This is a genomic window from Bordetella ansorpii, from assembly GCF_900078705.1.
Taxonomy (GTDB): Bacteria; Pseudomonadota; Gammaproteobacteria; order Burkholderiales; family Burkholderiaceae_B; genus Bordetella; species Bordetella ansorpii_A.
Genome location: NZ_FKIF01000009.1, coordinates 59,031 through 83,993, shown reverse-complemented (window position 1 = coordinate 83,993; position 24,963 = coordinate 59,031). Strand labels below are relative to the sequence as shown.

General features: G+C 63.4%; 27 protein-coding genes. 17 read left to right on the top strand and 10 right to left on the bottom strand.

What is annotated here, in order from left to right; translation table 11 throughout:
* The first annotated feature begins 22 nt into the window (after nucleotides 1-22).
* The 6 genes from A6745_RS23115 to A6745_RS28365 all read left to right on the top strand — a co-directional run bounded on the left by A6745_RS23115 (nucleotide 23) and on the right by A6745_RS28365 (nucleotide 3,931).
* Nucleotides 23-877, top strand: a complete 855-nt coding sequence (locus A6745_RS23115; protein ID WP_156513511.1) for a replication initiator protein A — start codon at nucleotides 23-25, stop codon at nucleotides 875-877.
* Nucleotides 878-1,118: 241 nt separating this feature from the next.
* Complete coding sequence (gene parA, locus A6745_RS23110) at nucleotides 1,119-1,757, top strand: ParA family partition ATPase (protein WP_015476698.1); 639 nt, start codon at nucleotides 1,119-1,121, stop codon at nucleotides 1,755-1,757.
* Nucleotides 1,754-2,017 (top strand): hypothetical protein, encoded by a 264-nt coding sequence (locus tag A6745_RS23105; protein ID WP_043213138.1) that lies wholly within the window; start codon nucleotides 1,754-1,756, stop codon nucleotides 2,015-2,017. The genes parA and A6745_RS23105 overlap by 4 nt, the downstream gene beginning before the upstream one ends.
* A complete protein-coding gene (locus A6745_RS23100) occupies nucleotides 2,014-2,571 on the top strand; it encodes a DUF2840 domain-containing protein (RefSeq protein ID WP_066132453.1) in 558 nt (185 codons plus the stop codon). The genes A6745_RS23105 and A6745_RS23100 overlap by 4 nt, the downstream gene beginning before the upstream one ends.
* Nucleotides 2,568-3,167 (top strand): S26 family signal peptidase, encoded by a 600-nt coding sequence (locus tag A6745_RS23095; RefSeq protein WP_066132450.1) that lies wholly within the window; start codon nucleotides 2,568-2,570, stop codon nucleotides 3,165-3,167. Before A6745_RS23100 ends, A6745_RS23095 begins: the two co-directional genes overlap by 4 nt.
* Complete coding sequence (locus A6745_RS28365; RefSeq protein ID WP_082853249.1) at nucleotides 3,164-3,931, top strand: LysR substrate-binding domain-containing protein; 768 nt, start codon at nucleotides 3,164-3,166, stop codon at nucleotides 3,929-3,931. The genes A6745_RS23095 and A6745_RS28365 overlap by 4 nt, the downstream gene beginning before the upstream one ends.
* A gap of 22 nt (nucleotides 3,932-3,953) precedes the next feature.
* Here the strand turns inward: A6745_RS28365 and A6745_RS23085 are convergent, their stop codons facing one another.
* The 8 genes from A6745_RS23085 to A6745_RS28355 all read right to left on the bottom strand — a co-directional run bounded on the left by A6745_RS23085 (nucleotide 3,954) and on the right by A6745_RS28355 (nucleotide 11,362).
* Nucleotides 3,954-5,345 carry an amidase gene (locus A6745_RS23085; protein ID WP_066132444.1) on the bottom strand — a complete coding sequence of 464 codons (1,392 nt, stop codon included), beginning with the start codon at nucleotides 5,343-5,345 and terminating at the stop codon, nucleotides 3,954-3,956.
* Nucleotides 5,342-5,959 carry a nitrile hydratase subunit beta gene (gene nthB / locus A6745_RS23080; RefSeq protein WP_066132441.1) on the bottom strand — a complete coding sequence of 206 codons (618 nt, stop codon included), beginning with the start codon at nucleotides 5,957-5,959 and terminating at the stop codon, nucleotides 5,342-5,344. Before nthB ends, A6745_RS23085 begins: the two co-directional genes overlap by 4 nt.
* Nucleotides 5,960-5,970: 11 nt before the next feature.
* Nucleotides 5,971-6,576, bottom strand: coding sequence for a nitrile hydratase subunit alpha (locus A6745_RS23075; protein WP_082853248.1), 606 nt, complete (start codon nucleotides 6,574-6,576; stop codon nucleotides 5,971-5,973).
* Nucleotides 6,577-6,669: 93 nt separating this feature from the next.
* Nucleotides 6,670-7,716, bottom strand: coding sequence for an ABC transporter substrate-binding protein (locus A6745_RS23070; RefSeq protein WP_066132437.1), 1,047 nt, complete (start codon nucleotides 7,714-7,716; stop codon nucleotides 6,670-6,672).
* Between the two features lie 3 nt (nucleotides 7,717-7,719).
* The gene (locus A6745_RS23065) at nucleotides 7,720-8,508 is read right to left on the bottom strand and encodes an ABC transporter ATP-binding protein (protein WP_066132434.1); all 789 of its coding nucleotides are present in this window, start codon (nucleotides 8,506-8,508) and stop codon (nucleotides 7,720-7,722) included.
* A gap of 20 nt (nucleotides 8,509-8,528) precedes the next feature.
* Nucleotides 8,529-9,293, bottom strand: coding sequence for an ABC transporter permease (locus A6745_RS23060; RefSeq protein ID WP_066132431.1), 765 nt, complete (start codon nucleotides 9,291-9,293; stop codon nucleotides 8,529-8,531).
* Nucleotides 9,294-9,302: 9 nt separating this feature from the next.
* Complete coding sequence (locus tag A6745_RS29115) at nucleotides 9,303-10,046, bottom strand: TrmB family transcriptional regulator (protein ID WP_197488220.1); 744 nt, start codon at nucleotides 10,044-10,046, stop codon at nucleotides 9,303-9,305.
* A 1,052-nt stretch (nucleotides 10,047-11,098) separates the two neighbouring features.
* Nucleotides 11,099-11,362 (bottom strand): Arm DNA-binding domain-containing protein, encoded by a 264-nt coding sequence (locus A6745_RS28355; protein ID WP_231886085.1) that lies wholly within the window; start codon nucleotides 11,360-11,362, stop codon nucleotides 11,099-11,101.
* 940 nt (nucleotides 11,363-12,302) lie between these two features.
* On the opposite strand from A6745_RS28355, the gene A6745_RS23045 reads away from it, so the two are divergent.
* The 6 genes from A6745_RS23045 to A6745_RS23020 all read left to right on the top strand — a co-directional run bounded on the left by A6745_RS23045 (nucleotide 12,303) and on the right by A6745_RS23020 (nucleotide 19,767).
* Nucleotides 12,303-13,502 (top strand): tyrosine-type recombinase/integrase, encoded by a 1,200-nt coding sequence (locus A6745_RS23045; RefSeq protein ID WP_011516010.1) that lies wholly within the window; start codon nucleotides 12,303-12,305, stop codon nucleotides 13,500-13,502.
* The gene (locus tag A6745_RS23040; RefSeq protein ID WP_011516011.1) at nucleotides 13,499-14,575 is read left to right on the top strand and encodes a PDDEXK nuclease domain-containing protein; all 1,077 of its coding nucleotides are present in this window, start codon (nucleotides 13,499-13,501) and stop codon (nucleotides 14,573-14,575) included. Before A6745_RS23045 ends, A6745_RS23040 begins: the two co-directional genes overlap by 4 nt.
* 351 nt (nucleotides 14,576-14,926) lie before the next feature.
* Entirely contained in the window at nucleotides 14,927-15,433 is a 507-nt protein-coding gene (gene radC, locus A6745_RS23035) for a RadC family protein (RefSeq protein WP_021161703.1), read from the top strand.
* Between the two features lie 278 nt (nucleotides 15,434-15,711).
* Complete coding sequence (locus A6745_RS23030; protein ID WP_011516015.1) at nucleotides 15,712-16,104, top strand: hypothetical protein; 393 nt, start codon at nucleotides 15,712-15,714, stop codon at nucleotides 16,102-16,104.
* Nucleotides 16,105-16,812: 708 nt separating this feature from the next.
* Nucleotides 16,813-17,637, top strand: coding sequence for a DUF932 domain-containing protein (locus A6745_RS23025; protein ID WP_041240053.1), 825 nt, complete (start codon nucleotides 16,813-16,815; stop codon nucleotides 17,635-17,637).
* 78 nt (nucleotides 17,638-17,715) lie between these two features.
* Nucleotides 17,716-19,767: a ParB/RepB/Spo0J family partition protein gene (locus tag A6745_RS23020; RefSeq protein WP_066132419.1), complete on the top strand. Its 2,052-nt coding sequence runs from the start codon at nucleotides 17,716-17,718 to the stop codon at nucleotides 19,765-19,767.
* A gap of 207 nt (nucleotides 19,768-19,974) precedes the next feature.
* Here the strand turns inward: A6745_RS23020 and A6745_RS23015 are convergent, their stop codons facing one another.
* Nucleotides 19,975-20,493: a GNAT family N-acetyltransferase gene (locus A6745_RS23015; RefSeq protein ID WP_011516018.1), complete on the bottom strand. Its 519-nt coding sequence runs from the start codon at nucleotides 20,491-20,493 to the stop codon at nucleotides 19,975-19,977.
* A gap of 827 nt (nucleotides 20,494-21,320) precedes the next feature.
* Here A6745_RS23015 and A6745_RS23010 point away from each other — a divergent pair.
* Nucleotides 21,321-21,635, top strand: a complete 315-nt coding sequence (locus tag A6745_RS23010) for a DUF736 domain-containing protein (RefSeq protein ID WP_041240055.1) — start codon at nucleotides 21,321-21,323, stop codon at nucleotides 21,633-21,635.
* Nucleotides 21,636-21,699: 64 nt separating this feature from the next.
* Here A6745_RS23010 and A6745_RS23005 read toward each other — a convergent pair whose 3' ends face one another.
* On the bottom strand, nucleotides 21,700-22,005 hold the full coding sequence (locus tag A6745_RS23005) for a helix-turn-helix domain-containing protein (protein ID WP_011516021.1): 306 nt from the start codon (nucleotides 22,003-22,005) through the stop codon (nucleotides 21,700-21,702).
* Nucleotides 22,006-22,248: 243 nt separating this feature from the next.
* Between A6745_RS23005 and A6745_RS23000 the strand changes: the two genes are divergently transcribed.
* From A6745_RS23000 to A6745_RS22985, 4 genes are all read left to right on the top strand, one after another.
* Nucleotides 22,249-22,599 carry a DUF2958 domain-containing protein gene (locus A6745_RS23000; protein WP_021161698.1) on the top strand — a complete coding sequence of 117 codons (351 nt, stop codon included), beginning with the start codon at nucleotides 22,249-22,251 and terminating at the stop codon, nucleotides 22,597-22,599.
* A 307-nt stretch (nucleotides 22,600-22,906) separates the two neighbouring features.
* Nucleotides 22,907-23,668 (top strand): DUF2285 domain-containing protein, encoded by a 762-nt coding sequence (locus A6745_RS22995; protein WP_021161697.1) that lies wholly within the window; start codon nucleotides 22,907-22,909, stop codon nucleotides 23,666-23,668.
* An 83-nt stretch (nucleotides 23,669-23,751) separates the two neighbouring features.
* A complete protein-coding gene (locus tag A6745_RS22990; RefSeq protein ID WP_003107109.1) occupies nucleotides 23,752-24,033 on the top strand; it encodes a helix-turn-helix transcriptional regulator in 282 nt (93 codons plus the stop codon).
* A 26-nt stretch (nucleotides 24,034-24,059) separates the two neighbouring features.
* Entirely contained in the window at nucleotides 24,060-24,917 is an 858-nt protein-coding gene (locus tag A6745_RS22985) for a replication initiator protein A (protein WP_066132416.1), read from the top strand.
* Nucleotides 24,918-24,963 lie beyond the last annotated feature (46 nt).

The window sequence follows — 24,963 nt, the reverse complement described above, 5'->3', positions numbered from 1 at the left end:
CGGCTCGCCGGTGGCCATCGTCATGTCCAGCCCATCGCTGCCGTCGAGGCAGCGATCGCAGCAGCGGGAACAGCTCGACCTGTTCCGGGCGCTGCCGGGCGACATGGCGCCGCGCGACAGCCAGGACTTGATGGCCTTTCCGTTCTTCTCGCTGGCGAAGTCGCGGCGCACGGCGCCGATCGACTTTCGCAGCGGGAACATCACCATCCGCGTGGAAGGCACGGCCGAGCACGGCATCGCCACGATATGGGATGCCGACGTGTTGATATGGGCGGCCTCGCAGATCGTGGAGGCACGCGACGCGGGTATTCGCCCGTCGCGCTGGATACGCGCCACGCCCTACGAGATCCTGCGCTTCATCGGACGCGGCACGTCGCTCAACGATTACCTGCGCCTGAAAGCCGCGCTCGACCGGCTGCAATCGACCAGCGTGGCGACTTCCATCCGCGAAACCACGGGAAGGCGGCTGCATCGCTTTTCATGGGTGAACGAATGGCGCGAGCTGTCCGACGCCAGTGGCACGCCATTGGGCATCGAACTGATCCTGCCCGACTGGTTCTATGCCGGCGTGCTCGATGCCGCTCTGGTGCTGACCATCGACCCGGCCTATTTCCGGTTGAAAGGCGGCATCGAACGCTGGCTGTATCGCCTGGTGCGCAAGCACGGCGGGCGGCAGGAACACGGCTGGCAATTCGACTTCCGGCATCTGCACCGCAAGTCCGGCAGCGCGGCGCGCTTCTCGGACTTCGCCTACGACCTGCGCGTGCTGGTCGCACGTCAGTCGCTTCCCGGCTACGTCCTGGGCATCGAGCCGATGCCGGGCGAAAGGCTGGAACTGCTGACCTTCCGGCCCGTGCCGTTCACGGCACGGGGATAACTGCGGGAAAAGGTGTGGACGGCCTCGTGCTATCAGGAGTACCGGGTATCGTGCTATCGGGAGTACGCCTATCGTGCTATCAGGAGTACGAAAACGCCGCAAAGCCAGTAACGGCGCGGGTTTGCGTCTCCTCTAACTTACCTAACTATAAATCTCTAACTTTTAGTAGAAGCGCGCCGTTTCGGTGGACAACCGCAAAACGGCACGGCCAGGCCGGCTTTCCAGCAGGGAGGGCCGCGCCATGATCTTCGCGTTTCTCAATCAAAAAGGCGGCGTCGGCAAGACCACACTCGCCACCCACATCGCCGGCGAGCTGGCGATGCGCGGTCTGCACGTCATCCTGCTGGACGCCGACCCGCAGGGTTCGTCGCTGGACTGGACGCAGCGCAGAAGCCAGCAGGGCTTGCCACGGCTGTTCAGCGCCGTGGGCCTCGCCCGCGAAACGCTGCATCAGGAAGCGCCGGAGCTGGCCCGCCGCGCCGATCACATCATCATCGACGGCCCGCCGCGCATCGCCGCCCTGGCGCGATCCGCGCTGCTGGCGGCCGAGCGCGTGCTGATTCCCGTGCAGCCCAGCCCGTATGACCTTTGGGCCAGCGCCGAGATGGTGGCGCTGATCCGCGAGGCACAGGTGTTCCGGCCTGCGCTGCGCGCGGCCTTCGTCATCAACCGGCGCGTCAGTACCACCATCATCGGCAGGGAAGCACGGCAATCGCTGGCCGAACAGCCACTGCCAGCGCTGCACAGCGAAGTGCGCCAGCGCATCGTCTTCGCCGACAGCGTGGCCGCTGGCCGGCTCGCCCGCGAAACCGCGCCCGACAGCGCCGCCGCACGCGAGATCGCCGTGCTCACCGATGAACTGCTGCGGTGGCCGACATGAGCAGCCCGCGCAGCAAGCGCGTCGGCATCGGCGCACGCCCGCCCGCGAATCCGCACGCCGAGGCGTGGATTCGCCAGGGCGATGCCGATGCACTCAACAAAGGCGACCTCTACACCGCACGCCTGACCCTCGACATCACACCCGCGATGCGTGCTCGCATCAAGGTGTCGGCCTTCACGCGAGGCGTGACCGTGGCCGAGTTGCTGCGCGGCTTGCTGGAACGAGAGTTCCCCGACAACCGCACGGAGAACCTGCCATGAACGCATCCGCCTTGCCTGCCGCTCACGCGGCGACGGCTGCACCGGCTGCTGCGCCGCCGCCTTCGCTTTCGACGCTCGCCGGCCAGGCTGGCAGCGTGCCGCTGACTCGCGTATCGCTCGCCTACATCGAACCGCGATTCAAGCTCTACCTGCGCTTCGGCGAGCCGGCGCGCACGCTGCGGCTCGACCGCTGGCGGCGCTGCGCAGTGTTCCTGCCGCGTGCAATGTTCTGCCGCGTGCGCTGGGAAGCAAACGACTACGGCACGATCCGCTGGCAATTCATGGTGATGCAAGCCGCCACGCCGCTGGACGACATGCAGCGCATCCCCGGCGTGCGGCCGGGCGCACGCCTGCTGCTGCACGCCGAAGGCGAAAACGCGGTGCGTGCCGTGCTGGAACGCATCGACGCCATCGAGACGCTGGGCATCGCCGCCATCGACGTGTCGCCCGCGTACTGGCGCACGCTGGGCAACCGTCTGGCGGCCCGCCTGGCGCTGCCCGAATACACCGCCGAACGGCACGTCGCCTGGCTGGCCGGGAGGGCGCTGCCATGACCGCTGATTCCACCACCGCATGCACGCCCGAAGCCGCGCCGCATCCTCGCTCGCGCCTGCGCGCTCGCATCGTGCTGGCAGGCTTCGCCGCCGTCGGCCTCGCTGCGCTGGCCTGGGCGGCATTCGTGCAACCGCTGCCGCGCCTGATCTACAACCCATCCGACAGCGTGGCGGTCGGCTGGTATCGCGTGCAGCCGCTCGACCATCGAGCCGCCTCGCTGCCACGTCCCTTGTCCGTGGGCAGCATCGTCCTGACCCGATTGCCTGCCGAAGCTGGCGTGCTCGCTGCGCAGCGCGGCTACCTGCCGGCACACGTTCCGCTGCTCAAACGTGTGGGCGCGGTCGCGCCGCAACACGTCTGCATCGTCGCCGGGCAGGTTCGCATCGACGGCGTGCCGGTAGCCGCCGCGCTGCCTGCCGATCGGCTGGGTCGGCCGCTGCCATCCTGGCCGCAATGCCGCCGTCTTGCGCCTGGCGAACTGTTCCTGTTGAGCGTGACCAATCCGGCGTCTTTCGATAGCCGCTACTTCGGGCCGGTCAGCGCATCCGCTGTGATCGGCGTCGCGCATCCGGTCTGGCTGGAGACACGCCCATGATGGCCGCCGATTCGCTGCACGCTGCCGTGCATCTCATCGTGCCATCGGGCATGTCGTTCCGGCTGCTGCCGCCGTGTCGTCGCGCGTACAGTGCGTGTGCATTCGCACCGCACTTCGCGCTGTCTCCGGCGCAGCCGTCCAACGTGCAGGCGTCTTGCCTAGAACGCGCCCGGCCTGCGGCCATTGGCGCGTTCGCCGGCGGGCTCACAGCACCGCCGGGCCGCCGACGCCCGGAGCGACAGCGAAGGGCAAAGGCGGAAGGCAAGACAAAAGGGTGCGGCACCTGTCGGCCCGTAAAGCCAGTCTGCACATGGGGGGAACGCGGCACGGAGCGGCTTTGCCGCCGTGCCGCGTTCGGCGCGCGGGGCGCGCCGGCATATGTGGCCAAGTATGGACGACCGGCAACGCCCGATGATCTGGCCAAGCATGTCTGTCTGCGGCAAAAGCTTTCCTCTGGTCGTATCCTGCCTTGGGTGCTCCGATCTGCGCCGGGGTTTGAAGCACCGGTCGGCCTGACGGCGAGCGTGATCGATCCCTTGCTCGACCTCACGCACGCTGGCGCCGGGATCGCATTGCTTCCCGATTTTCTGCTGCGCGATGCGCTTGCCGACGGTTCACTCGTGCCCATCCTGGAAGGCGAGATGGAGCAGACCGGCGTTTTGACGATGCTGTGGCCGGCCAGCCGCTTTCGCGTGCCCAAGGTGCGTGCGTTCGTGGACTGGATCACCCAGTATGTACAGCCGCGTGCGGGCGACTCGGGTTGATCGGATGCACACGCGCACCTCTTCATTCGAGCGATAGTGGAGGGCACCTTAGCTTGGGTTGCATCTGTGCTTCGAAAGCCTTGCCGATGCGCAGTGCCCGTGCTTCCTCTCCCCCCTTGCAGACGATCTGGAGAGAAATAGGCAGGCCCTTTTCGTCGTAGCCACACGGTACGGCCAATGCGCACAGCTCCAATTGGTTGACGAAGCGCGTCAGCACGGAGGCGGTAGTCGCGTCGTCGATGTTCTCTACAGCAGGCGCCGTCGTTGGTGTGGTTGGAATAACGAGCGCGTCGAATCCGGCCATCGCCTGTGCGAACGCGCTGATGTTCGCACGCATGTGGATCCCGTGCTGAATGTATTGTGCGGCGCAAACGTCTCCATCCTTTATGCGTTGACGCACGCCGGTGTCCATTGCGACACCGGGATCATCAGCGAGATGGCCGTACAACGCGTACGACTCGGCGTGCATGTGAAGTGAATTCTCGGCATAGGCGGTCAGTGGCTTGGGCAACGGTGGCGTATCAAGCTCTGCACCTAGCGTCGCGAATGTCTGCATTGCCTGATCGTAGCTTTCCAATACTTCGCGCTCGATCAGCGAGCGGTCGACTGTAGGCAGCAGACCCAGTTTCATGCCGGCAACGCCATCATCTATCGTTGCAAAAACATCGATGCGGGCGAGTGCAGCGGTGCGCCAATCGTGGCCATCGTCGCCTTGCAACACGTCCAGCACGAGAGCGGTATCGCTAATTGATCGCGCCAAAATGCCCGGGGTGTCCAGCGACGGACTGAGCGGCACGACGCCGTGAGTGCTAATGCGGCCAATGGTTGTTTTAAGACCGAAGACGCCGTTGAAGCCGGCAGGAACCCTCACCGATCCACCGGTGTCGGTTCCGATGGAGACGGGCGCCATGCGTGCCGCTACGGCGACACCCGACCCACTGCTTGAGCCGCCGGGGGCATGGTGACCACTGATTACCCAAGGGTTCTTGGGGGTGCCCAGATGCTCGTTGGTCCCCCAACTACCAAAGGCGTATTCCACGGTGTGGGCCTTACCCAGAATGACCGCTCCTGCGGCTTCCAGGCGTGTATAGACGGTGGAAGACTGCGTCGAGATCAGGCCGTCACGGCTTGGCGAACCTGCCATCGACACCGTGCCTGCGATCTCGAAGAGATCCTTCAGAAGGATGGGAACCCCTTCGAGTGGCCGGGCGCTATTCTGTTGCCAAAGGAGGTAGGCATGCTCTGCCTCATCGCGGGATTGTGTCTCGAAAAATCTGCATACAGCGTGCAGTATCGGGTTGCTCGCATGTATACGGCGCCAGTAGGCGTCGATCACTTGCGGTGGCGTGAAGGAGGCCGCACGGTAACCTGCCAGCAATTGGGTGGCCGTCAGTTCGGTCAAGTCGATGTTCATGCGGGAGCGCGCTCCAGGTAGCCGTGAAAGACCGAGACGTGGACTTGCGCGTTTTCGGCCGCCTCGGGCCAGAGCTCCTGGCTTTCGAAGCGCACGTCAAAAGTGCACTGGCGCGGCGAAGATAGTCCGTGCGCTGCAGCATCGGGAAAGGGATAGAGTGGCGACATCCCGACAATACGACCGATTTTGCCTCGTATGTATGCAGGCATTCGGACATGGCCCCCTACATAATCTTCGCGCACTCGAACCCGGTCGCCTATTTCGAGCGTGGGTAGTTCAGGTTCCGCGATGCGGCCGGATTTCGAGGGGCGAGCCAGCGGGATCTGTTCCCCGGCCAATGCGTTGAGCTCGGACGCCTCTATCACGCCTTTTTCAACCAGCAATGTGGCGACCGCGGTGAATACGCGCTCGTAGTAGGAGGCGTTGATGTAGTGGCGCGGATCCATACGCTCGATGGCGTGGCGGTACTCATCCATGTTGTAGATATGGGATCCCACCATACGGCCGTTAATGGCGTTGATCTTCTTTTCCCAAAATGCGTGAAACGCTTCAGTATTGCCTGCGTGAACCGAGTCGAAGCCTTGGCGACCGCCAAGATCGTGAATGCCGTCCATGGATATCTCTCCTATTCCTGGGCGCCAGTAATCGTGTTGAAGGGCGCTTCCAGACGGGCGACCCCGATCAGTGCATCCTGCGTGACGCTGGCCGCCAGGGCCTGTTGCGTCCAATCTTCGCTATGGTCGGGTCGTAATGGCAATACCATGTAGCGCGTGTCTGCAGTGGTGTCCCAGATCCGGATGTCGATGCTGTCTGGCAGCGCCAGGCCAAGCTCTCCAAGCACGGTTCTGGCCTCGCGTACGATTCGTGCACGGTAGTCCAGATCTTTGTACCAGCCCGGCGCCATGCCTATGATCGTGAAGGCGGTGCAGGAACAGAGTGTGCAGCAAATGACATTGTGCAGCGTGGGCGTATTCTCGAGAACGACCAGACTGCCATGATGCTCGGGCATGGCAAAGCCAAGCTCTGCCGCAGCGGCCTTGCCGTCGGTAAGCAGCCGCTGTTTGAATGCGGGATCGGTCCAGGCTTTGGCGCAAAGTTGGCCGCCATTTTGTGGAAGCCACTCTTCGTCGACAAAGTGTTCGTAGTCTGTGATCGTGGTGGGGGTCAGCAGGCCTTTGGAGTCTACAAGTTGAGCCAGGGCATCCACCCGTTTGGACATGTGTGCAGTCATTGTTTTTCCTTGAGTCGTTACGCAACTGGCACTCGCCATGATGTGCACCTGTCAGGTGGACGGTACGGTGAGTGCCAGCGTAGCGGGCAGCCGCTATGCGGTTTTGATCTTTACGGACGAGAGATCGAAAGCGGCCGTTTTGGTCTCCTGATCCGCCTGTCCTGAAATGGCGGTGTTAACCAGTGCCTTGACATCCGGTACGCGTGGCAACAGCTTCTCGCCCACCCCCCAATGCGCCATCCTTTGCATGCTGTCGATCGCTTTCGGGCTGATGGTCGCCGTAATATCGGCAAGCGTCTTGGCTGACCACTGCGGGTCGAACGTCGATGCGTGCTCGATGACAGTTTCCGGAATGCTCTTGGCTGGCTCGAGCGATCGGAACCAGGCGTTGGCCTGGGCATGATTCTGGCTTGCATAGAACAGCGCCTCGGAATGCGCTTTCAACAGGCGACGCAACACGTCAGGCTTTTCTTTGATGAAACGTGTGTGTGCTTGCAGGACCATGGCCGGCGATGTGTTCTCGGCCAACGCGGTCGCCAGGCCGGCATCTTCGAAGAGAGCCAGCCAAGGGTCCCACATGAAGAACGCGTCGATGCGCTGCGCACGAATCGCATCAGTCAGCTCGGGCGTGTTGATATTGATGAAGTTCACATCTCGGCCAACGGTCAGGCCGGCGCTGCGAACCGCTTCCTGGGCATTGAGATAGGCGGTAATGCCAAACGTGCCATAAACCTGCTTGCCCTTGAGATCCGCCATGCTTTTGATGCCGGATTTCTTGGTCACCATGACGGCTGAGCGAAAACTCGACTGGTGGGCAACGGGAACAATTGGTGCACCCGCCGCCATCATAGTCACCGCACTGAAATCGGAGACGGTCCCAATATCGGTGGAGCCCGACGCAATGGCCTCGCTGACCGCCGGGCTGTTCATCAATAGTGGCTGTTCGAGCTTGATGCCGTTGCGTTCAGCGATGTCCGTGTTCTTCAACGCGTGCATGGTCTGTGCAGATACGATGACCGTATTGCTCCAGCCAAAGCGTACGACATCCAATGATTGGGCGGCACGCACGAATGCCGGTGCCACACCGCTGGCCAGGATACTGGCCATACTCAAAAAATTGAAATCTCGACGACTAACCATGGTTCAAATTTCCTCGGCCTTTTGCCATTCTGGCTTCAGGGTTTCCCAAAGCGAATTAACGGTAGAAACAAACCAGTCTCCTCCTCGTATGTCTGCCGTTCTGGGACGACCTAGATCCACAATGACCTCTTCGCGGACTCTTCCCGGTCGAGGGCTCATCACAATGACCCGATCGGCAAGAAACACGGCTTCATCGATGCCGTGCGTGACGAAGATCACCGTTTTTCCCGTGTCCGTTGACAGCCGGGCAATTTCTTCTTGAAGTAGCACTCTAGTCTGTGCATCGAGCGCGCCGAACGGCTCGTCCATCAGCAAAATTTCGGGATCGGGGGCCAGGGCTCGTGCGATGGCCGCACGCTGCTTCATGCCACCGGATACTTCGTGCGGATATCTGTTTTCGAACCCGCTCAGTTGCACTTGCGCCAACAGATGCCTGGCTTTTTCCGCGCGCTCGGCTTTGCCGATTCCCTTGGCTTTCATGCCGAACTCGACGTTTTTTTGCAGGCTCATCCAGCCAAAGAGCGCGTAGTCCTGAAACACGACGGTGCGTGAAGGATCCGGCCCCACGATCTCACGGCCGTTTTGCAATAGCACGCCGCTGGTCGGCGCCTGAAAACCGGCCAGAATATTCAACAGCGTGGACTTGCCACAGCCTGATGGGCCAAGCAGGGATATGAACTCACCCTTCTTGATTTTCAGGGAAACGCTGCTCAGGGCGTGCACAACCGAGTTGTCGCGCGGCGAATAGAACGTCTTGCTGACGTCGGATAATTCCAGATGAACTTGGGTCATGATGTGCTCGAATGGATGGTTCAGGGACGCTCGGACGGTGCCCAGGCGATGAGCCGTCGTTCGACACGCTCCAATACTGCTGACATGAGAAATCCGATGAACCCGATCGCGGCCATGCCGGCCACGACGTTCTGAATCTGGAAGACCATGCGAGATTGCTGGATGAGATAGCCCAGGCCGGTCTGTGCAGCGATAAGTTCTGCCGTGACCACGCACATCCATCCAATACCCAGCGCCAGTCGCAAACTAGGCATCAGGATCGGAAGCGACGCTGGAACGAGGACGTCACGCAGAATCATCCACTGGCTGGCGCCCAGGCAGTGCGCGGCATTCAACTGATTCTTGTCCATGCCGCGCACGGCCGTGAACGCCCCGAAGAAAATCGGGAAGACGCATCCAAGGAAGACCAGAAAGTATGCCGATGCGTCGCCCAGTCCGAACCAGAGAATGGCAATCGGTACCCAGGCAAGCGGGGGAATCGGGCGTAATGCCTCGACGACAGGTCGGATGAAGTCCGACGCCTTGCGTACCCAGCCACAGAGAAATCCCAGTGCCAGACCGATCACAAGCGCGACCATGTAGCCCACCCCCACGCGCATCAGGCTGGCGCCAAGGTTGGTCATCAGGGTGCCATCCAGCAACATGATCCAAAGCGCCTCGATGACGTGCAGAGGTGAGGGGAGCATGACAGGATTGATGACTTCCAATTCGCATAGCACTTGCCAGATAACCAGGAACAGCATCAGACCCGTCGCATTGCGCTGCATCACTACATTGATTTTCATGGACCTTCCTCAGTCGATGTAAGGGGAAAACTCGCTTTGCATCCATATCCCCTCGTACATGGCGCGCATCATTTGCGAATACTCTTCGCTCTCGATGATCAGGCCGTAGCTTTCTTTTTTTGACGACATCAGCGCCACGCGTGAGCCATAGATGATGAAAGTCATCGAGAGCACAATCGGATCGGGCGTGAACCGGAGCTCGCGCATCTCGGCGCGACTGGATTGCCATATGTCGGCGCAGTCATGGCTGCGCGAACGTAATACCCGCATGAATACGTTTTGACTGATTCGCTTTTCCATATATTCGTCAATGCTCTCCAACCCGAGCACCCCCAGCGTTTCTTCCATCGAAAATGCAGCCTGCACTTCGCGGCAATCGGAGGACAAGGAGTCCCAGAGAGCAGTCTTAACCCCGTCGACACCTTCATAGAAACGGATGTTGGGTTTGCCGCTCGCCCGGTAATAGAGCGCGCGTAGCTGAGGCATGGCTTCTGCCAGCATTTGCTTGCGCGCTTCGGCTTGTTCAAGCAGCACGCTGGGTTCATTGGCGATGATCCGGCGCAGTCCTTCCCCTTTCCATTCGGCGATTAGTCCTTCGCTCTCCAGGCGGTCCAGTGCGTCGTAGACAGTTGCCTTGGGCAGGCCGGTACGCTCGATGATCCGGGATACGGTGACATCGCCCAACTCGATTGCCGCTCGATAGACCTTGAAGAGATTGCCAACGATGCCCATCCGGGCGAGTGCATTTTCCACAGCGAATTCTTTATAGGGGCCAAGGCGTAACTTCCGCCAGACTGATTTCCAAAAAGTCGGTAGTTTCCGACTGCGAATCTTATTGTCCAATGATGCATTGCACCAATTAGTGATAACCACTAGGAAAGTGTCGTTTTTTCGTTTGCTAGTAGTAGTCGGTATATGCCGACTACTATGACGCCAGCTCGCTGCGTGGGACGTCGAACGGCGAACCGTGATCGGCGGGACCATGAGCGTCATGGGGAATGTGGTCGTGTGGATGTGGGTGTTCGCGTGGCAAACTTGCGCGATGGACCGGGCCAGGTTGGCACCGGTGAAGCGTTTCGGCGAGTGATCGGCCGGCGGGCGCAGGCCGGCTGGCCGCGCCAGGATCGTGGCGCATCGTATGCAAGGGTGTTGGGTTTTTGGGGATCCACCAGCCGACGTCCTGCGCACCGAGGAGTCGATACACCTAGACAACGATGCACCAAGAATCGACATACGAAAGGTCGATACAACCGGTCGTCGCCGAGCAAACAGGTATTAACCCTAATTCTGCATAGAGAGGGGCATTACCCAAGACCCGACGATCGCCCGAATTGGTCCCTGAATCGCTAGAGTCGTTCCTGTTTTCCTTATCCCATAAGCAGCAGGGGCCGCCATGCCTTTTGACATCAGACTCTTTATCAATCGCCATGCATGGATCACGCTCGTCTGCATCGTCGCGCAACAGTCCATCGTCGCGTCCGCCACCTATTTCCTGACGCGGCTGATGCAAGATTTCCAGTCCGGACTGCCCATCCAATCCTGGCTGTATGTGTATTGCGCGGCCATGTTGGTGCCCTATATTCCAGGCTGTTTCGGGCATATCGCTTTGCGGCACTGGATCAACCGGGCGCATGCCGACTATGTCGATCGTACGATCGAGGCGATGCGAAGTTGGCGTGGCAAGCAGGTTACGCAAAGCCAACGCGCATTTACGCAGACGCTGGTTGGCAAGCAGTCGTTAAGCCTTATTGAAGAGCTGCTGCAGTTCACTCACAGCTTTGCCGATTTTTTTGCCAGTAGCCTCTTCAATGTAGCGGTGCTGGCGTGGCTCCTGCCCGGTGATCTGGCTGTGGGATACGCTGTTCGTCGCGCCTTGCTTCTTTGGGGTCGATGCCTTCAGCACGCTTTTGCAACTGGGCTTGTGCCTTCTGGCGCGCTGCCGCAAGCGATATCGCGGGATACGGGCCGAGCCCCAGTTTCGTTGTCTTGCCTTCGAGCTTGTAGCGGTAGACCCAGGACTTGCCCGTAGCGCGTACGCGCAGGTACAGCCCATCGCCATCCGCGAGCATGTATTCCTTGTCGCGAAGGAGAGTGGCTTTGATTTTTACGTCGGAGAGAAAGCCCAAGGTGTACCCCCAGGAAGAACGACTCGGAAAAATCATTCTGGGGTACACCCCGGGGTACACGCAAGCGTGGGATTCTCTGAGATCAGAAGGAATCTTCTGAATCAGGTTTTTGCATTAACTCATTGTTTTGCAACGAGTTTTGGTATTTTCCGGAACCTTCTGAGAAGGTCGAATGGTGCCCGGGGCCGGAATCGAACCGGCACGCCTTGCGGCGGGGGATTTTCTTCCCACTTCGACTTTCGCCGCCGACGTTCCGAAGAACGGCGTTCGTGGTCTGGAGCACGCCTTCACCATAGCATCGCGTGTTACCGCTATACCTTAGGTGCCCGCCGTCTGCTCTCTACACCTTCCGAGGGGCCTTTCGGCTCCAGGGCTTGGCTCGGCATTAGCTCGGACTTAATGTCCAGGGCCTTCACCGAGTTTGACGGGCTTCACCTCTGGAGTTTCCTCCGGAGGGCTCAAATTTGGTCTGAGTCCCCTGCGTCTACCAATTTCACCACCCGGGCAAAATTGTGAAGCAGTCCTACTTCACTACTACTTACTACCACTACGTAGGATCCAGTACGAAACACTCTGGCTCCTATTTGGCTCCTAGAACAAAAACCAGTGTTTCTGTTCCGACGCCCGCATTTCCCTCAAACCCTTATACCATGCGGCTTGGCGAGCATTTGACTCATGCTGCAAATAGGTAGAAGTCCCTATTTTTGTTTCACGATGACTCCAGCCCGGTAGTTCGCTGGACTGCGCCGTAGCTCGATACAGCAGGTTTATCAATAGCTTACGCGCGTCCATCATATGCCGGTGCTTTCTGAAACTTGACCCGGTTTTCCCTCGTGCCGCTCCTATCTGGCTCTTGGAATCCGGGTCGTTCCAAGGAGTCATCATGGCAAAGATCAAGCTCACCAAGACCGCCGTGGAGGCGGCCCAGCCCCAGGCCAAGGATGTTGAACTGCGGGATACCGTGGTGCCCGGCTTCCTGTGCAAGATTACCCCGACGGGCCGCCGGGTGTTCATGCTCCAGTACCGCACGAACTCCGGCCAGCCCCGCAAGCCCTCGCTGGGGCTATACGGGGAGCTGACCGTCGAACAGGCACGAGTCAAGGCACAGGACTGGCTGGCCGAGGTTCGCCGGGGCGGCGACCCCGGCGGCGCCAAGGCCGAGGCGCGCAAGGCGCCCACGATGGCCGAGTTGTGCAAGAAGTTCATGGAGGACTACTCCAAGAAGCGCAACAAGCCCAGCACGCAGGACGGCTATCAGGGCGTCATCGACCGCAACATCATCCCGCTGCTGGGCCGCAAGAAGGTGCATGACGTGAAGCGGCCCGACATTGCCGGGCTGATGGAGAAGCTGGCCTACAAGCCGACCGAGGCGAACAAGACCTTCGGCGTGCTGCGCAAGATGTTCAACCTGGCCGAAGTGTGGGGCTACCGCCCGGACGGCACGAATCCGTGCCGCCACGTCCCGATGTACCCGCCGGGCAAGGAAACCCGGCTCATCGTGGACGAGGAAATGGTGCGGATCTTCCGTCATCTGGAGAAGCTGGAGGCGGAAGGGCTGGAGAACTACGTCATCCCGCTGGCGATCCGGCTGCAATTCGAGTTTGCCGCCCGGCGCTCCGAAATCTGCCCGCTCGAATGGAGCTGGCTGGACTTCGAGAACCGGCGCGTGGTGTGGCCCGACAGCAAGGTCGGCGGCATTTCCAAGCCCATGAGCGAGGAAGCCTATCGGCTGCTTTCGACGGCGCCGCGCCGGGAGGGCTGCCCCTATGTCCTGCCATCGCCCAACGACTCGACCAAGCACCTGACCTTTGGCGAGCACTATGGCGGCTGGTGCCGGGTGCTCAAGGCCGCCGGCGTCCCGCACGTCGGCACGCACGGCATCCGCCATCGCTCGACCACCGACATAGCCAATTCCGGCGTGCCGACCAAAGTGGGCATGAAGTTAACGGGCCACAAGACTGTGGCGATGTTCATGCACTACGTCCACACCGAGGACAAGCCGGTGCGCGATGCGGCCGAGCTGGTGGCCAGCCGGCGCCAGGCCATCACGGGCGCGCGCCAGCTTGCGGAGGCGGCAGCATGAACACGCGCCGGTCATCCGCAGCGTCGTCCGCAGCGTCGTCCGCAGCGCCTTCGGCGCTGCTGGGCGACATTCGGGCACTGATCGAGGCGGCGCGCAAGCGCGCCGCCTCGACGGTGAATAGCGAGCTGACGATGCTCTACTGGCGCATCGGCCAGCGCATCCGCACGCAGGTCTTGGACGGGCGCCGGGGCGCTTATGGCAAGGAAGTCCTGCCTACCCTGGCGGCGCAGTTGGTGAAGGAGTACGGCAACAGCTTTGCCGAGCAGAACCTGCGCCGCATGGTGCAGTTCGCAGCCACCTTTCCCGACGAGCAGATTCTCGTATCACTGATACGAGAATTGAGCTGGACGCACTTCATCGCCCTGATCCCGCTGAAAGACCCGCTCCAGCGGGACTATTACGCGCAGATGGCGAGCGCCGAACGCTGGAGCGTGCGGACGCTGCGTGAGCGCATCGACTCGATGCTGTACGAACGCACGGCGCTGTCCCAAAAGCCGGGCGAGACGATCGCACAGGAGTTGGCGAAGATGCGCGATGCGCAGCGCATGTCGCCCGCCCTAGTCATGCGCGACCCGTACATCCTCGACTTCCTGGGGCTGCGGGACACTTGGCAGGAAGGCGACTTGGAGGCGGCGATCATCCGCGAAATGGAGTCGTTCTTGTTGGAGCTGGGCGCGGGTTTCAGCTTCGTGGCCCGGCAGAAGCGCATCCAAATTGACGGCGAGGATTTTCACCTCGACCTGCTGTTTTACAACCGCAAGCTGCGGCGGCTGGTGGCAGTGGAGTTGAAGGTCGACGAGTTCAAGGCGGCTTTCAAGGGACAGATGGAGCTTTACCTTCGCTGGCTGGACAAGCACGAACGGGAGCCGGAGGAGGCCTCGCCGCTGGGGATCATCCTTTGCACCGGCAAAAAGCGCGAGCAGATCGAATTGCTGGAGCTGGACAAGTCGGGCATCCACGTCGCCGAGTATCTGACTGCCTTGCCGCCGAGGGGTGTGCTGGTGGAGCGGCTGCAACAGGCAACGCAACGGGCGCAGTTGCAGATCGAGCAGCGCAAGACCGACAACCAGTAGTCCTGTCCGAAGAAGTCGGGCGTCCCGGCGTGCCGCCGTCGCGCTGTCGTGCTGCGCATCGAGCCTCGCTGCGCGAGTCTCTCCCCATGCGGGCTTCCATCACTGACGCCTCCGGCCCGGCTCGCTGATCCGGGCCTGCGCGCTCCGCTTGCCAAAAGCCGACTGTGTGCAGTGGGCGGGTGTGGGCGGTCTTGCTGTTCCCTTCACCGTATCACGGCGTTCTCGCCGTCAAGGGCGGCGCGCGCCATGCGCGCTTGCGACCTGGCGGCCGTCTGCGACCCCTGACTGCTTGCGCTGCGCCGTGCTGGCGCCGGTTCCGGGCAATTCCGCCCGAGCAACCGGAGCACGATCATGTCGCAACTTTCCCTCTCTCTCGATACTCCGCTGATGGTGCGCGATGGCCGTGGGCGCTATCGGCCGGCGGACGCCGACCAGATTCTGGAGGCCGCGCGCCAGGTCATCGAACAGAAGATGCAGCGCGGCGAGGCGTTCACTTCGCCGGAGGCGGTGAAGGACTACCTGCGCGCCAAGCTGGCCGGCTTCGAGCACGAAGTCTTCGCGGTGTTGTTCCTCGACACGCGCCATCGGTTGATCGACTACGTGGAGATGTTCCACGGCACGATCGACGCCGCCGAGGTGCATCCGCGCGAGGTGGTGAAGCAGGCGCTGCGGCTCAATGCAGCGGCGGTCATCGTTTCGCACAACCATCCGAGCGGAAGCCCCGAGCCGAGCGCGGCCGACAAGGCGATGACCTCGCAGCTTCGGCAGGCGCTGGCGCTGGTGGACGTTCGCACGCTGGATCACATCATTATCGCTGGAAGCCGTACCACGTCATTCGCCGAACGCGGCCTGCTTTGACCTTTGGGGGCTTCGGCCCCCTTTTTGCTGCGCCCGGCGGCGCAACTCCGGCCCTCGCGGGCCTGCGCGTGCTACGCACTTGCCAAAAACAGGTGTGGTGGTGTCGGGTTGGGGGCGGTCTTGCTGTGTCCCTTCACCGTATCACGGCGTGCTCGCCGTCAAGGGCGGCGCGTGCCAGCACGCTTGCGGCCCGTGGCCGTCTTCGACCCCTGACTGCTGCGCTGCGCCGTGCTGGCGACGGTTCCGGGCAATTCCGCCCGTGCAACCGGAGAACAGTCATGCACGACAAATCACACGTTTCCCTCGAACAGCACGTTTGCTTGGTCTGCGGCACAGCGTTCGATACCGGCGCCATCCTGTTGGACAAGCGCCTGCGCGCGAGCATGGAGCGCCATACGGCAACCGGCTGGGGCCTGTGCCCCGAGCATCAGAAGCTGTCCGACGATGGCTTTGTCGCACTGGTCGAATGCGATCCGCAGCGCAGCGGCTCGCAGGCCGGCGGGCGCATGAAGCCCGAGCAGGCGTACCGGACGGGCCGGCTGGCTCATCTGCGGCGCACGTTGTTCGCTCAGGTGTTCAACGTGCCGATCGCGGCCGAGCAGGCTTGCGTGTTCGTTGAGCCCGGCGTGATCGACCAGTTGCAGTCGATGACGGCGCCGGCGGCGAACTGATCGCGCCGTACAGCCTTCGGTGCGTCGTCCCTGCGGGGGCGGCGCACCTTTTTTTCTGCTGCGCCCGTTGCCGATACCTTCGCGCCTGGTGCGCTGCGCGCTTCGCTTGCCTCCAGGGGAAAGCCCTGCGGGCTATCCCCGCCGCGCGATGCTTGGCGCCCCTCAAAGACCGCCGAACCGGCTGCGCCGGATCGGCCAGACCACGGCAATCGCTGTCGAACCTGTTTCCCAATGACTGGCGCATGAGCTTGTGCATCGAGCCGCCTGCGGCGTCTCGCCCCTGCGGGCTTCCATCGTTCCCTCGCTCCGCTCGGCTGACGCCTCCGGCCCGGATTCCTAGATCCGGGCCTGCGCGCTTCGCTTGCCGTGCGGTCGGCGTGTTGAGGGGCCGTTGCCATGTCCAGCCGTCTCCCCTGACTTCATCACCTTCACCGCGACTGTAGCCCGCGGCCGGGGGCCGTCAAGGCGCGCAGGGCCGTGTCCTCGGCTGCGCCTGCGGGCCGCACCAACCCTGCGCTTGACTCCTTGACGGCCCCCGTCCGCGCGCTCCTGACCGTCGCGGGCGATGAACTCAGGAAAGACGGTGGCAACAGGGCCAACCGGGTTCCTCGTGCCGACCGCACCGAACAGCCAAAAGGCTGGGCTTCCGAATCTAGGAATCCGGTGTGCGGTGTGAACAGCAAACCTCTTTTTGTCAGGAGAAAGACCATGCAACTCGCATCCCGTTTCGCTTCCCGCTCCCCGGCACTGCGCAGCGATTACCCACTGTCCGATGACCAAATCCGCAGGGTGGCCCCGTCCATCTTCGCCGACGCCCCGCACGAAAGCCGTTCCGAGCGATACAGCTACATCCCCACCGCGACCGTCCTGCAAGAACTGCGCGGAGAAGGTTTCGAGCCTTTCATGGTGACGCAAACCCGCGTGCGCCACGACGACCGCCGCGACTACACCAAGCACATGATCCGGCTGCGCCACGCCAGCCAGATCAACGGCCGCGAGGCCAACGAAATCATCCTGCTGAACTCCCATGACGGCACCAGCAGCTATCAGATGCTGGCCGGGATGTTCCGCTTCGTTTGCAGCAATGGCCTTGTCTGCGGCGACACCGTGGCCGACGTGCGCGTGCCGCACAAGGGCGACGTAGCCGGGCACGTCATCGAAGGCGCTTACGAAGTCCTGCACGGCTTCGACCGGGTGCAGGAATCGCGCGATGCCATGCGCGCCATCACGCTCGACGCCGGGGAATCGGAAGTGTTCGCCCGCGCTGCGCTGGCGTTGAAGTACGACGAGGACAAGCCAGCGCCCATCACGGAATCGCAAATCCTGATGCCGCGCCGCCATGACGACGACCGCCGCGACCTGTGGAGCGTGTTCAACCGCACGCAGGAGAACTTGACCAAAGGCGGCCTGTCCGCCCGCGCCGCGAATGGCCGCCGCCAGACCACCCGGCCCGTGCAGGGCATCGACCAAAGCGTGCGCCTGAATCGCGCCCTGTGGCTGCTGGCCGATGGCCTGCGCCAGTTGAAAGCCTGAATCCCCACGCGGCAGGGGCAGGCAGCAGCCCTTGCCGCTTATCTCGCTGCTGCATCCCAACCGCTAGGAGAAATCACCATGAACGCCGTACTCAAAACCGAAGCCGTCGCCATCGAAGCCGCCGCACCGCTGGAAGTGGCCGACCCGACCAAGAACCTGATCTTGGTTCCCCTCTCGCAGTTGCTGCCGCGCCGCTCCAAGCGCAACGTCCGCACGACCCCGCGCCAGTCCATCCCCGAACTGGCCGCGAGCATTGCCCGCATCGGCCTGCTGCAAAACCTGATCGTCATCCTGTCCGCCGATGGGGAGCAATACGAAGTCGTCGCAGGCGACCGCCGCCTGACCGCCTTGAAGCTGCTGGCGAAGAAGAAGCGCATCCCCGCCGACTACGAAGTGCCGTGCCTGCTGGTGGCCGATGCTTCGGCCCGCACCGTCAGCCTCGCGGAGAACGTGCAGCGCGAGAACATGCACCCCGCCGACCAGTTCGCGGCCTTCGCCGCGCTGGTCAAGGAAGGACGCCCCATCGAGGACATTGCCGCCGACTTCGGCGTGTCCCCGCTGGTGGTGCAGCGCCGCTTGAAGCTGGCGAACGTCTCGCCGCGCCTCATGGCCGACTATCGCGCCGGTGGCGTGACGCTGGAACAGTTGATGGCCTTGACCATCACCGACGACCATGCCGCGCAGGAGGCCGCGTTCTACGGTGCGCCGGAATGGCAGCGCAGCCCGTCCGCGCTGCGCGAGCGCCTGACCGAGCGTGAAATCGACGCCACGCACGCGCTGGTGCGCTTCGTCGGGCTGGACACCTATCGGCAGGCAGGCGGCGGCATCCGCCGCGACCTGTTCGCAGAAGGCGATGCCGGAACCTACCTCACCGATACCGCAGTGCTGGAAACGCTGGTGCGCGACAAGCTGGAAACGCTGGCCGAGGACGTGCGCGCCGAGGGCTGGGCATGGGTGGAGGCCGTGCCGCATCTGGCCTACGAGGAACGGCAGGCTTTCCAGAACGCCCCGCGCCATCGCCGCGAGCCGACCACCCGCGAGGCCCGCCGCATGGCCTCGCTGGAAACCCGCCTCGAAAAGATCGACGCCGAACTGGAGGACGCTTGCGACGCCGAGGACGAGGCCAAGGCCGAGAAACTGGAACAGCGGCGCGATCAGGTGATCGGGGAACTGCAAGACGCGGAGGACGCCTTACAAGGCTATGCCCCCGAGGTGCGCGAGGTGGCCGGTGCCATCGTCACCATCGACCGCAACGGCGAGCCCGTCATTCATCGCGGCCTGCTGCGCGAAGCCGAGGCGAAGGCGCTGCGCACGCTGGAAAAGCTGCGGCGCGGTTTCGGCAGTACCGAAGGCGAAGCCGCTAACGACGAGCACGAGGACGCCGACGACGCGCCCAAGGCCGCGAGCCTGTCCGACCGGCTGGCGCAGCGGTTGAGCGCCCACCGCACGGCGGCGCTGCAAATCGAAGTCGCCCGGCATCCGCACGTCGCGCTGGCCGCGCTGGTGCATGGCATGGTGCAGACCGTCTTGCAGGAAAACCACTACGGGCACGATTTGCCGCTGGGCGTGAGCCTGAAACTGCAAGACCGGCTGGAAGGCATGGCCCCGGACTGGCCAGAATCGCCCGCCGCCGTGGCGCTGCGCGAACTGCAACAGGTAGCCGGGGAAGCCTTGCCGGAGGACAGCGCCGAACTGTTTGCCGCGCTGCTGGCGAAGTCGCAAGACGAACTGGTGCGGCTGCTGGCCGTGTGCGTGGCTTCCACGGTGGACGTGGTGACGCCCCGTGCCACGCCGCACCAGCCCGGCAAGGAACTGGCGCAGGCCGTGGGCCTCGACATGGCCGCATGGTGGAAGCCGACCGCAGAAGGCTACTTCAAGCACGTTCCCAAGGCTGTGCTTCTGGATGCCGTGAGCGCGTTTGCACCGGAATCCATCACCCGGCTGGCGAAGCTCAAGAAGGCCGACATTGCCAGCGAGGCCGAGCGGCTGGCCGATGGCACCGGCTGGATGCCCGCCATCTTCAAGGCCGAAGGCCCGCAGGAGACCGCGCAGGAAGAAGGCCCGGAGCAGGACGCCTCGGAGGATACCGAGGCAATGGCGGATGAACCCACCGAGGCACTGGCCGCTTGACCCGCGCCGAAGGCAAGCGCCCCGGCCTCGACCGGGGCGCTTCGCTTTGTGTGGTGGCGCATCGAGACGAAGGAATAACCGCGATCAGCACCGCGCCCAGGCCGTTCCGCCCTGGGCGCGGTGGACGCGAAATCCGGGTGCGACAGTGGCCGCGCCCGGTGTTCAAGGCCAATAGCCGAATCAGAACGCCGCCGCCTTCGCGCTGGCTCAGGCGGCGGCGTTGAAGGCATCGCTGTAGTGCGCGATGCCTTCCGGCACTGTCCCATGCAGGGCCAGCGCCATGAAATAGCCGGGCGGCACGCCCGGCAGTTGCAAGCCCGCATGGGCCTGGAAGCCAAAGCGCGTGTAGTACGTTGGATCGCCCAGCAGCACGCAGCCTGCGGCCTGCATAGCCCGCAGTTCAGACAGCGCCTGTTCCATCAGGCGCGAACCGATGCCTTGCCCCTGCCTTGGCGGCAGGACGGAGATCGGCCCCAACCTATACCAGCCCTCGGTCTTTCGCCCGTGCTCATGGGTGATTGTTACTGGCGACAGCGCGACGTGACCGACGACGCGCCCATGTTCTTCGGCCACGATGGAAAGCGTCAGTTCGTTGGCGGCACGCAAGGCGCGCACGATGAATTGCTCGGTGTGGCTGGTGTGTGGTGCATCAGCGAACGCGGCGATGGTCACGGCCTCGATGGCGGCAATGTCGTCCGGGGTTTCGTGTCGGAGCTGGAGGGTCATGGGCTTGTCTTCGATTGCTTCCTGAAAATATAGAACGGCCTGGGCGTGTCGGCGCACTGCGCCGCCGGGCTTTCGGGCTGCGCCCCGTGCCGCCTTTGCCGTCACGGCCATTCGGCTTCAATCCCTCACGCCTTCGCGCCTGCGGCGCTGCGTGCTTCGCTTGCCTCCAGGGGAAAGTCCTGCGGGCTATCCCCGCCGCGCGATGCTTGGCGCCCCTCGATGACGCCGAACCGGCTGCGCCGGATCGGCCCGGCCAGCGCCCCGCCGCGATGGGCGGGGCGCTGGCGAACACGCTGGCGCTCGCTGCGGCAGGTTGTGCAGGTGCGTGCCGTCCTCAACGCTGGCGGTTCCTGCCCATCACGTCACGAAGGACGGTTCACGGACAACCCGCCCGGCATCGCTATGGAGCTTCCACGCCACGCCTCAAGAGCGGCGCCGCAAGGTGCGGCGGGGGCGTTCTCGCCTGTCGTCGGGTGGTTGACCTGGCCCGCGTCAGTGGGCGAGCCGGAGAAGCCTTCGTGCGGGGATGCCGAGCCGGCCCCATCTCCTTTCGGAGCGGTCCGGCCCAAGGCGTCCTTGTCTCGTTGTGAATCCTGGCGGTGGCGCGGCTGCGCCTCGGGCTTCATGGCTGCAACCGTCCGGCGAAAACAATTTCCCCGCCTTCGTCACTGCGTTCGGCGGCTTCCTCGCGCAGCAAATTCTTTTCGCCTCCCGGCTCTCCACTGCGTTTCGACCGCAAGCGGTGCAGCCAGCCCGTCCCCCGCCGGCCGGATCACAACAAGGACGCGATGGGCGCGAACCTTGTTCAACCGAAAGGAGCAAACATCATGGCCAACATCGGCACCTTCACCGCAGACAAAGACGGCTTCACCGGCACGCTTCGCACCCTGACGCTCAACGTCAAGGTCAAGCTGCTTCCCAACGACAAGGGCAGCAGCGAGAACGCCCCCGACTTCCGTCTCCAGGCCGCAGGCCACGACATCGGCGCGGCGTGGAACAAGACCAGCGAGGCCGGGCGGGAATACAAGTCCGTGACCCTCGACGATCCTTCGTTCCCGGCTCCGATCTATGCCCGCCTGATCGAAGGCGAGGACGGCACGCACGACCTGATCTGGTCGCGCACCAAGCCCCAGGCGGCGTGACCGCCGCAGCGCCCCGCCCATCGCGGCGGGGCGCTGTGCTGCTTGTTCGCAGCACATCACCACGTCACGCGCGCGGCTTCGCCGCGTCGCGTTCCTTCAACACCGCCTCCAGCTCCCGGCGCACCTGCACCAGCAGCTCGTCGGCCTTGTGCGGGCTGTCGCCCGCATAGGCCAGCGTCAGCAGCGTGAGCGGGTGGATGTCCATCACCTCGCACAGCTCGGCCAGCTTATGCAGGGTCGGGCTTTTGAGGTCGCGTTCGAGGGTGCTCATATAGGTGCGACTGGACACGTCAGAGAAGGCTTCCTGACTCAAGCCACGCGCCTTTCTAACTGTCTTCAACGCCTTCGCCAATGAGTTCCCAGCCGCCACCTATGGTTTCCCTTGAAAAACCAAGATGACATCCCATTGCGCCCTATAGGACTACAATCTATAGTGTTCATTTGGCGTTGTTATCAGTGTTTGTGTCTTTACGGAAATCTGCATCGGCGGATTCCGGCAAAGCCACGCAAGCGCATCGGTGCTTGCGCACCAAGGCGCAAATCCGGTTTCGCGGCTCTGCGCTTTGGCGTGCAACCGCATTCGTGCATCATTGGATTTGTGGGATTGCCGACCATGCCCCTGCCACTCGCCACCGCCCCGGAGCGCGCGCAACTGCTCGCCAACGGCGAGGCCCGTGCCGCTGGCCGAGCCATCGACCCGGTGCCCGTGGTGCGGCTGTTCACGCCGGACGCGCACGTGACCTGGCTGCTGGCTGCGCTCGACCCAGCCGATGGCGACACCGCCTGGGGCCTCATCGACTTGGGGATCGGGATGCCGGCCCAGGGCACCGTCAAGCTGTCCGATCTGGCCGGCATCGTCGGGCCGCACCAGCAGCCCGTGATGCGCGACCTCTACTTCCGTCCCACACGCACGTTGTCGGAATACACCCGGCTGGCCGAGCGCGACGGAGCGATCCCGGACTGAATACGTCCTACTGTGACTTTTTCAGTCTGGTGTCATACCGGGTAAGTCTCAATCCACATTCTTGCGGCGTAGCCCCACCAGTCTGACCCAAATAGACAGGATGCCTGGCGCGGGCTGCGGCAGGCTGACTTGTGCAGTGCCCCCTTTCGGGCGCTGCCGCCGCAGCATTGAGACGAATACCGCAACGCATCGGAGCCAATCAGTCTTGACAGCCCCATCCACCTTTCTAACCCATGACGTTCCGACGAGGGCGATGTAGCGCGTAGTTCTTCCGTGGCGGCGAGTCCTGTTCGCAGGAGGAGGCGTCATGGTCAATCTTCATCACTTCGCGCATTGGTATCCAACTGCGGCATACCTCTATGTTTTGTGGCTGGATGCGCTCTCGCTCGCTTGGGAATATCTGCGCAGGCATCCCGACTACCGGCTCGACTGGCTGCGCCGTCATCGCCGGCCTGAAGCAGCGCATCGCTGGGGCTTGCGCCTGCTGGAAGACCCGGCCTTGGATGCGCGTGACGCGCATCCCGCTTGGCTGCCTGGTCATGCGGCCGTGGTGCAGCTCTACCCCGACGCCGATCCGCCGGAGGACGCCACCGCCTTCGCGTTCTGGCGTATCCCTGGCCACAAGCACCTGCTCCACGACGGCAAAGGGCTGGCGCTGATCGCACGCAGCCCAGGCCATTGCCTGCGCTTCGCGCTCGCGCCCGGCCTGGAAGACGGCATGGCTGTCGCCTATGCCCACCGCGGCAGCGCTGTCGCGGCTGCGCGCAACCAGCCGTCCAGCGTGGGCCTCGCTGTCGTCAAACCCCGGCCCACATCCGCCGCGCTGCTGGAGCTGCACACCTTGCAGGCGCTCGACGCGATTCTTGCGGGCGCGTCCTTGCGCGATGTGGGCGAAGGGTTGTTCGGTGCCGACGCCGTGGCCGATTGGTACAGCGACGGCGGCCTGCGCTCCAAGGTGCGCCGCCTGGTACGGCGCGGCGACGCGCTGATGCGCGGCGGCTATCGCCGCCTAGCACAGCTTCCGCCGCTTGAGAAGGGTCGTTTTGAGGACGACGCAAAACGGCCCTGAGCAGGACAGCTTGGTTTTCTGAGACTGCCTCCATCCGGTCGCGCTGTGTGGCCGGGCGTTTTCAACCGATGGAGGTTCACATCATGCGTCCCGCTCCCTTGCGGCCTGCCGCCACTGTCTCGACTGCTGCCGCGCAGCCGCAGCGTTATCTCACCAACGACGAAGCCGCCGAGTACCTGCGCCTGTCGCCGCGCACGCTGGAAAAGCAGCGTGTGATCGGCGGTGGCCCGCGCTTTCGCAAGTTCGGCCGGCGTGTCATGTACGCCGTGGCCGACCTCGATGCCTGGGCCGCCGACCGCAGCTTCGAGACGACTTCCGATCCCGAATATGCCGAGCACCACTCGGCCGACAGCCGTGCGCGCTGATCGGCGGCGCGCGGCAGGCCATCGCCATGTCCAGCACCGCGCTGCCCATGCGGCAGCGGCCGTTGCAGGAGCGCGAACAGCTCGACCTGTTCCGCGCCTTGCCCGGCGACATGGCACCGCGCGACAGCCAGGATTTGATGGCCTATCCGTTCTTCTCGCTCGCCAAGTCCAAGCGGGTCAAGCCCATCGACTTCCGCGCGGGCAACGTGACTATCCGCGTGGAGGGCACGCAGGAGCACGGCATCGCCACGATTTGGGATGCGGACGTGCTGATATGGGCAGCTTCGCAGATCGTGGAGGCGAAGGACGCGGGCCTGCGCCCGTCGCGGCTGATGCGCGCCACGCCCTACGAGATCCTGCGCTTCATTGGACGCGGCAAGTCGCTGCGCGACTACCAGCGCCTCAAGGCCGCGCTCGACCGGCTGCAATCGACCACGGTGGCCACGTCCATCCGAGAAACCACTGGAAGGCGCTTGCATCGCTTCTCGTGGATCAACGAATGGAAGGAACTGGCCGATGCCAGCGGCACGCCGCTGTGCATCGAGCTGATCCTGCCGGACTGGTTCTATGCGGGCGTGCTCGACGCCGCCCTGGTGCTGACCATCGACCCGGCGTACTTCCGGCTCACTGGAGGAATCGAGCGGTGGCTGTACCGCCTGGTGCGCAAGCACGGCGGCAAGCAGGCATACGGCTGGCAGTTCGACTTTCGCTACCTGCACCAGAAATCCGGCAGCACCGCCAAGCCCTACGACTTCGCCTGCGACCTGCGCGCGCTGGTCGCGCGGCAATCGCTGCCCGGCTACGTCCTGGGCATCGAGCGGATGCCGGACAACGGCATGGAGCTGCTGACCTTCCGGCCCGTGCCGCAGACGGCACGGGGATAACTCCGGGAAAGCCTGTGGATGGTGTCGTGCTATCAGGCGTGCGGGG

Excerpts from the sequence above, each read along its gene's own strand:
- A6745_RS23115 (WP_156513511.1), top strand. The coding sequence starts at position 23 with ATGTCCAGCCCATCGCTGCCGTCGAGGCAGCGATCGCAGCAGCGGGAA.
- A6745_RS23085 (WP_066132444.1), bottom strand. The coding sequence starts at position 5,345 with ATGAACATCGACTTGACCGAACTGACGGCCACCCAATTGCTGGCAGGT.
- A6745_RS23075 (WP_082853248.1), bottom strand. The coding sequence starts at position 6,576 with ATGACTGCACACATGTCCAAACGGGTGGATGCCCTGGCTCAACTTGTA.
- A6745_RS23065 (WP_066132434.1), bottom strand. The coding sequence starts at position 8,508 with ATGACCCAAGTTCATCTGGAATTATCCGACGTCAGCAAGACGTTCTAT.
- A6745_RS23025 (WP_041240053.1), top strand. The coding sequence starts at position 16,813 with ATGCAACTCGCATCCCGTTTCGCTTCCCGCTCCCCGGCACTGCGCAGC.
- A6745_RS23030 (WP_011516015.1), top strand. The coding sequence starts at position 15,712 with ATGCACGACAAATCACACGTTTCCCTCGAACAGCACGTTTGCTTGGTC.
- A6745_RS22985 (WP_066132416.1), top strand. The coding sequence starts at position 24,060 with ATGTCCAGCACCGCGCTGCCCATGCGGCAGCGGCCGTTGCAGGAGCGC.
- A6745_RS28355 (WP_231886085.1), bottom strand. The coding sequence starts at position 11,362 with ATGCTCGCGGATGGCGATGGGCTGTACCTGCGCGTACGCGCTACGGGC.
- parA (WP_015476698.1), top strand. The coding sequence starts at position 1,119 with ATGATCTTCGCGTTTCTCAATCAAAAAGGCGGCGTCGGCAAGACCACA.
- A6745_RS23045 (WP_011516010.1), top strand. The coding sequence starts at position 12,303 with ATGGCAAAGATCAAGCTCACCAAGACCGCCGTGGAGGCGGCCCAGCCC.
- A6745_RS23040 (WP_011516011.1), top strand. The coding sequence starts at position 13,499 with ATGAACACGCGCCGGTCATCCGCAGCGTCGTCCGCAGCGTCGTCCGCA.
- A6745_RS23095 (WP_066132450.1), top strand. The coding sequence starts at position 2,568 with ATGACCGCTGATTCCACCACCGCATGCACGCCCGAAGCCGCGCCGCAT.
- A6745_RS22990 (WP_003107109.1), top strand. The coding sequence starts at position 23,752 with ATGCGTCCCGCTCCCTTGCGGCCTGCCGCCACTGTCTCGACTGCTGCC.
- radC (WP_021161703.1), top strand. The coding sequence starts at position 14,927 with ATGTCGCAACTTTCCCTCTCTCTCGATACTCCGCTGATGGTGCGCGAT.
- A6745_RS23100 (WP_066132453.1), top strand. The coding sequence starts at position 2,014 with ATGAACGCATCCGCCTTGCCTGCCGCTCACGCGGCGACGGCTGCACCG.
- A6745_RS23015 (WP_011516018.1), bottom strand. The coding sequence starts at position 20,493 with ATGACCCTCCAGCTCCGACACGAAACCCCGGACGACATTGCCGCCATC.
- A6745_RS23000 (WP_021161698.1), top strand. The coding sequence starts at position 22,249 with ATGCCCCTGCCACTCGCCACCGCCCCGGAGCGCGCGCAACTGCTCGCC.
- A6745_RS23020 (WP_066132419.1), top strand. The coding sequence starts at position 17,716 with ATGAACGCCGTACTCAAAACCGAAGCCGTCGCCATCGAAGCCGCCGCA.
- A6745_RS22995 (WP_021161697.1), top strand. The coding sequence starts at position 22,907 with ATGGTCAATCTTCATCACTTCGCGCATTGGTATCCAACTGCGGCATAC.
- A6745_RS23070 (WP_066132437.1), bottom strand. The coding sequence starts at position 7,716 with ATGGTTAGTCGTCGAGATTTCAATTTTTTGAGTATGGCCAGTATCCTG.
- A6745_RS23010 (WP_041240055.1), top strand. The coding sequence starts at position 21,321 with ATGGCCAACATCGGCACCTTCACCGCAGACAAAGACGGCTTCACCGGC.
- A6745_RS23060 (WP_066132431.1), bottom strand. The coding sequence starts at position 9,293 with ATGAAAATCAATGTAGTGATGCAGCGCAATGCGACGGGTCTGATGCTG.
- nthB (WP_066132441.1), bottom strand. The coding sequence starts at position 5,959 with ATGGACGGCATTCACGATCTTGGCGGTCGCCAAGGCTTCGACTCGGTT.
- A6745_RS23105 (WP_043213138.1), top strand. The coding sequence starts at position 1,754 with ATGAGCAGCCCGCGCAGCAAGCGCGTCGGCATCGGCGCACGCCCGCCC.
- A6745_RS28365 (WP_082853249.1), top strand. The coding sequence starts at position 3,164 with ATGATGGCCGCCGATTCGCTGCACGCTGCCGTGCATCTCATCGTGCCA.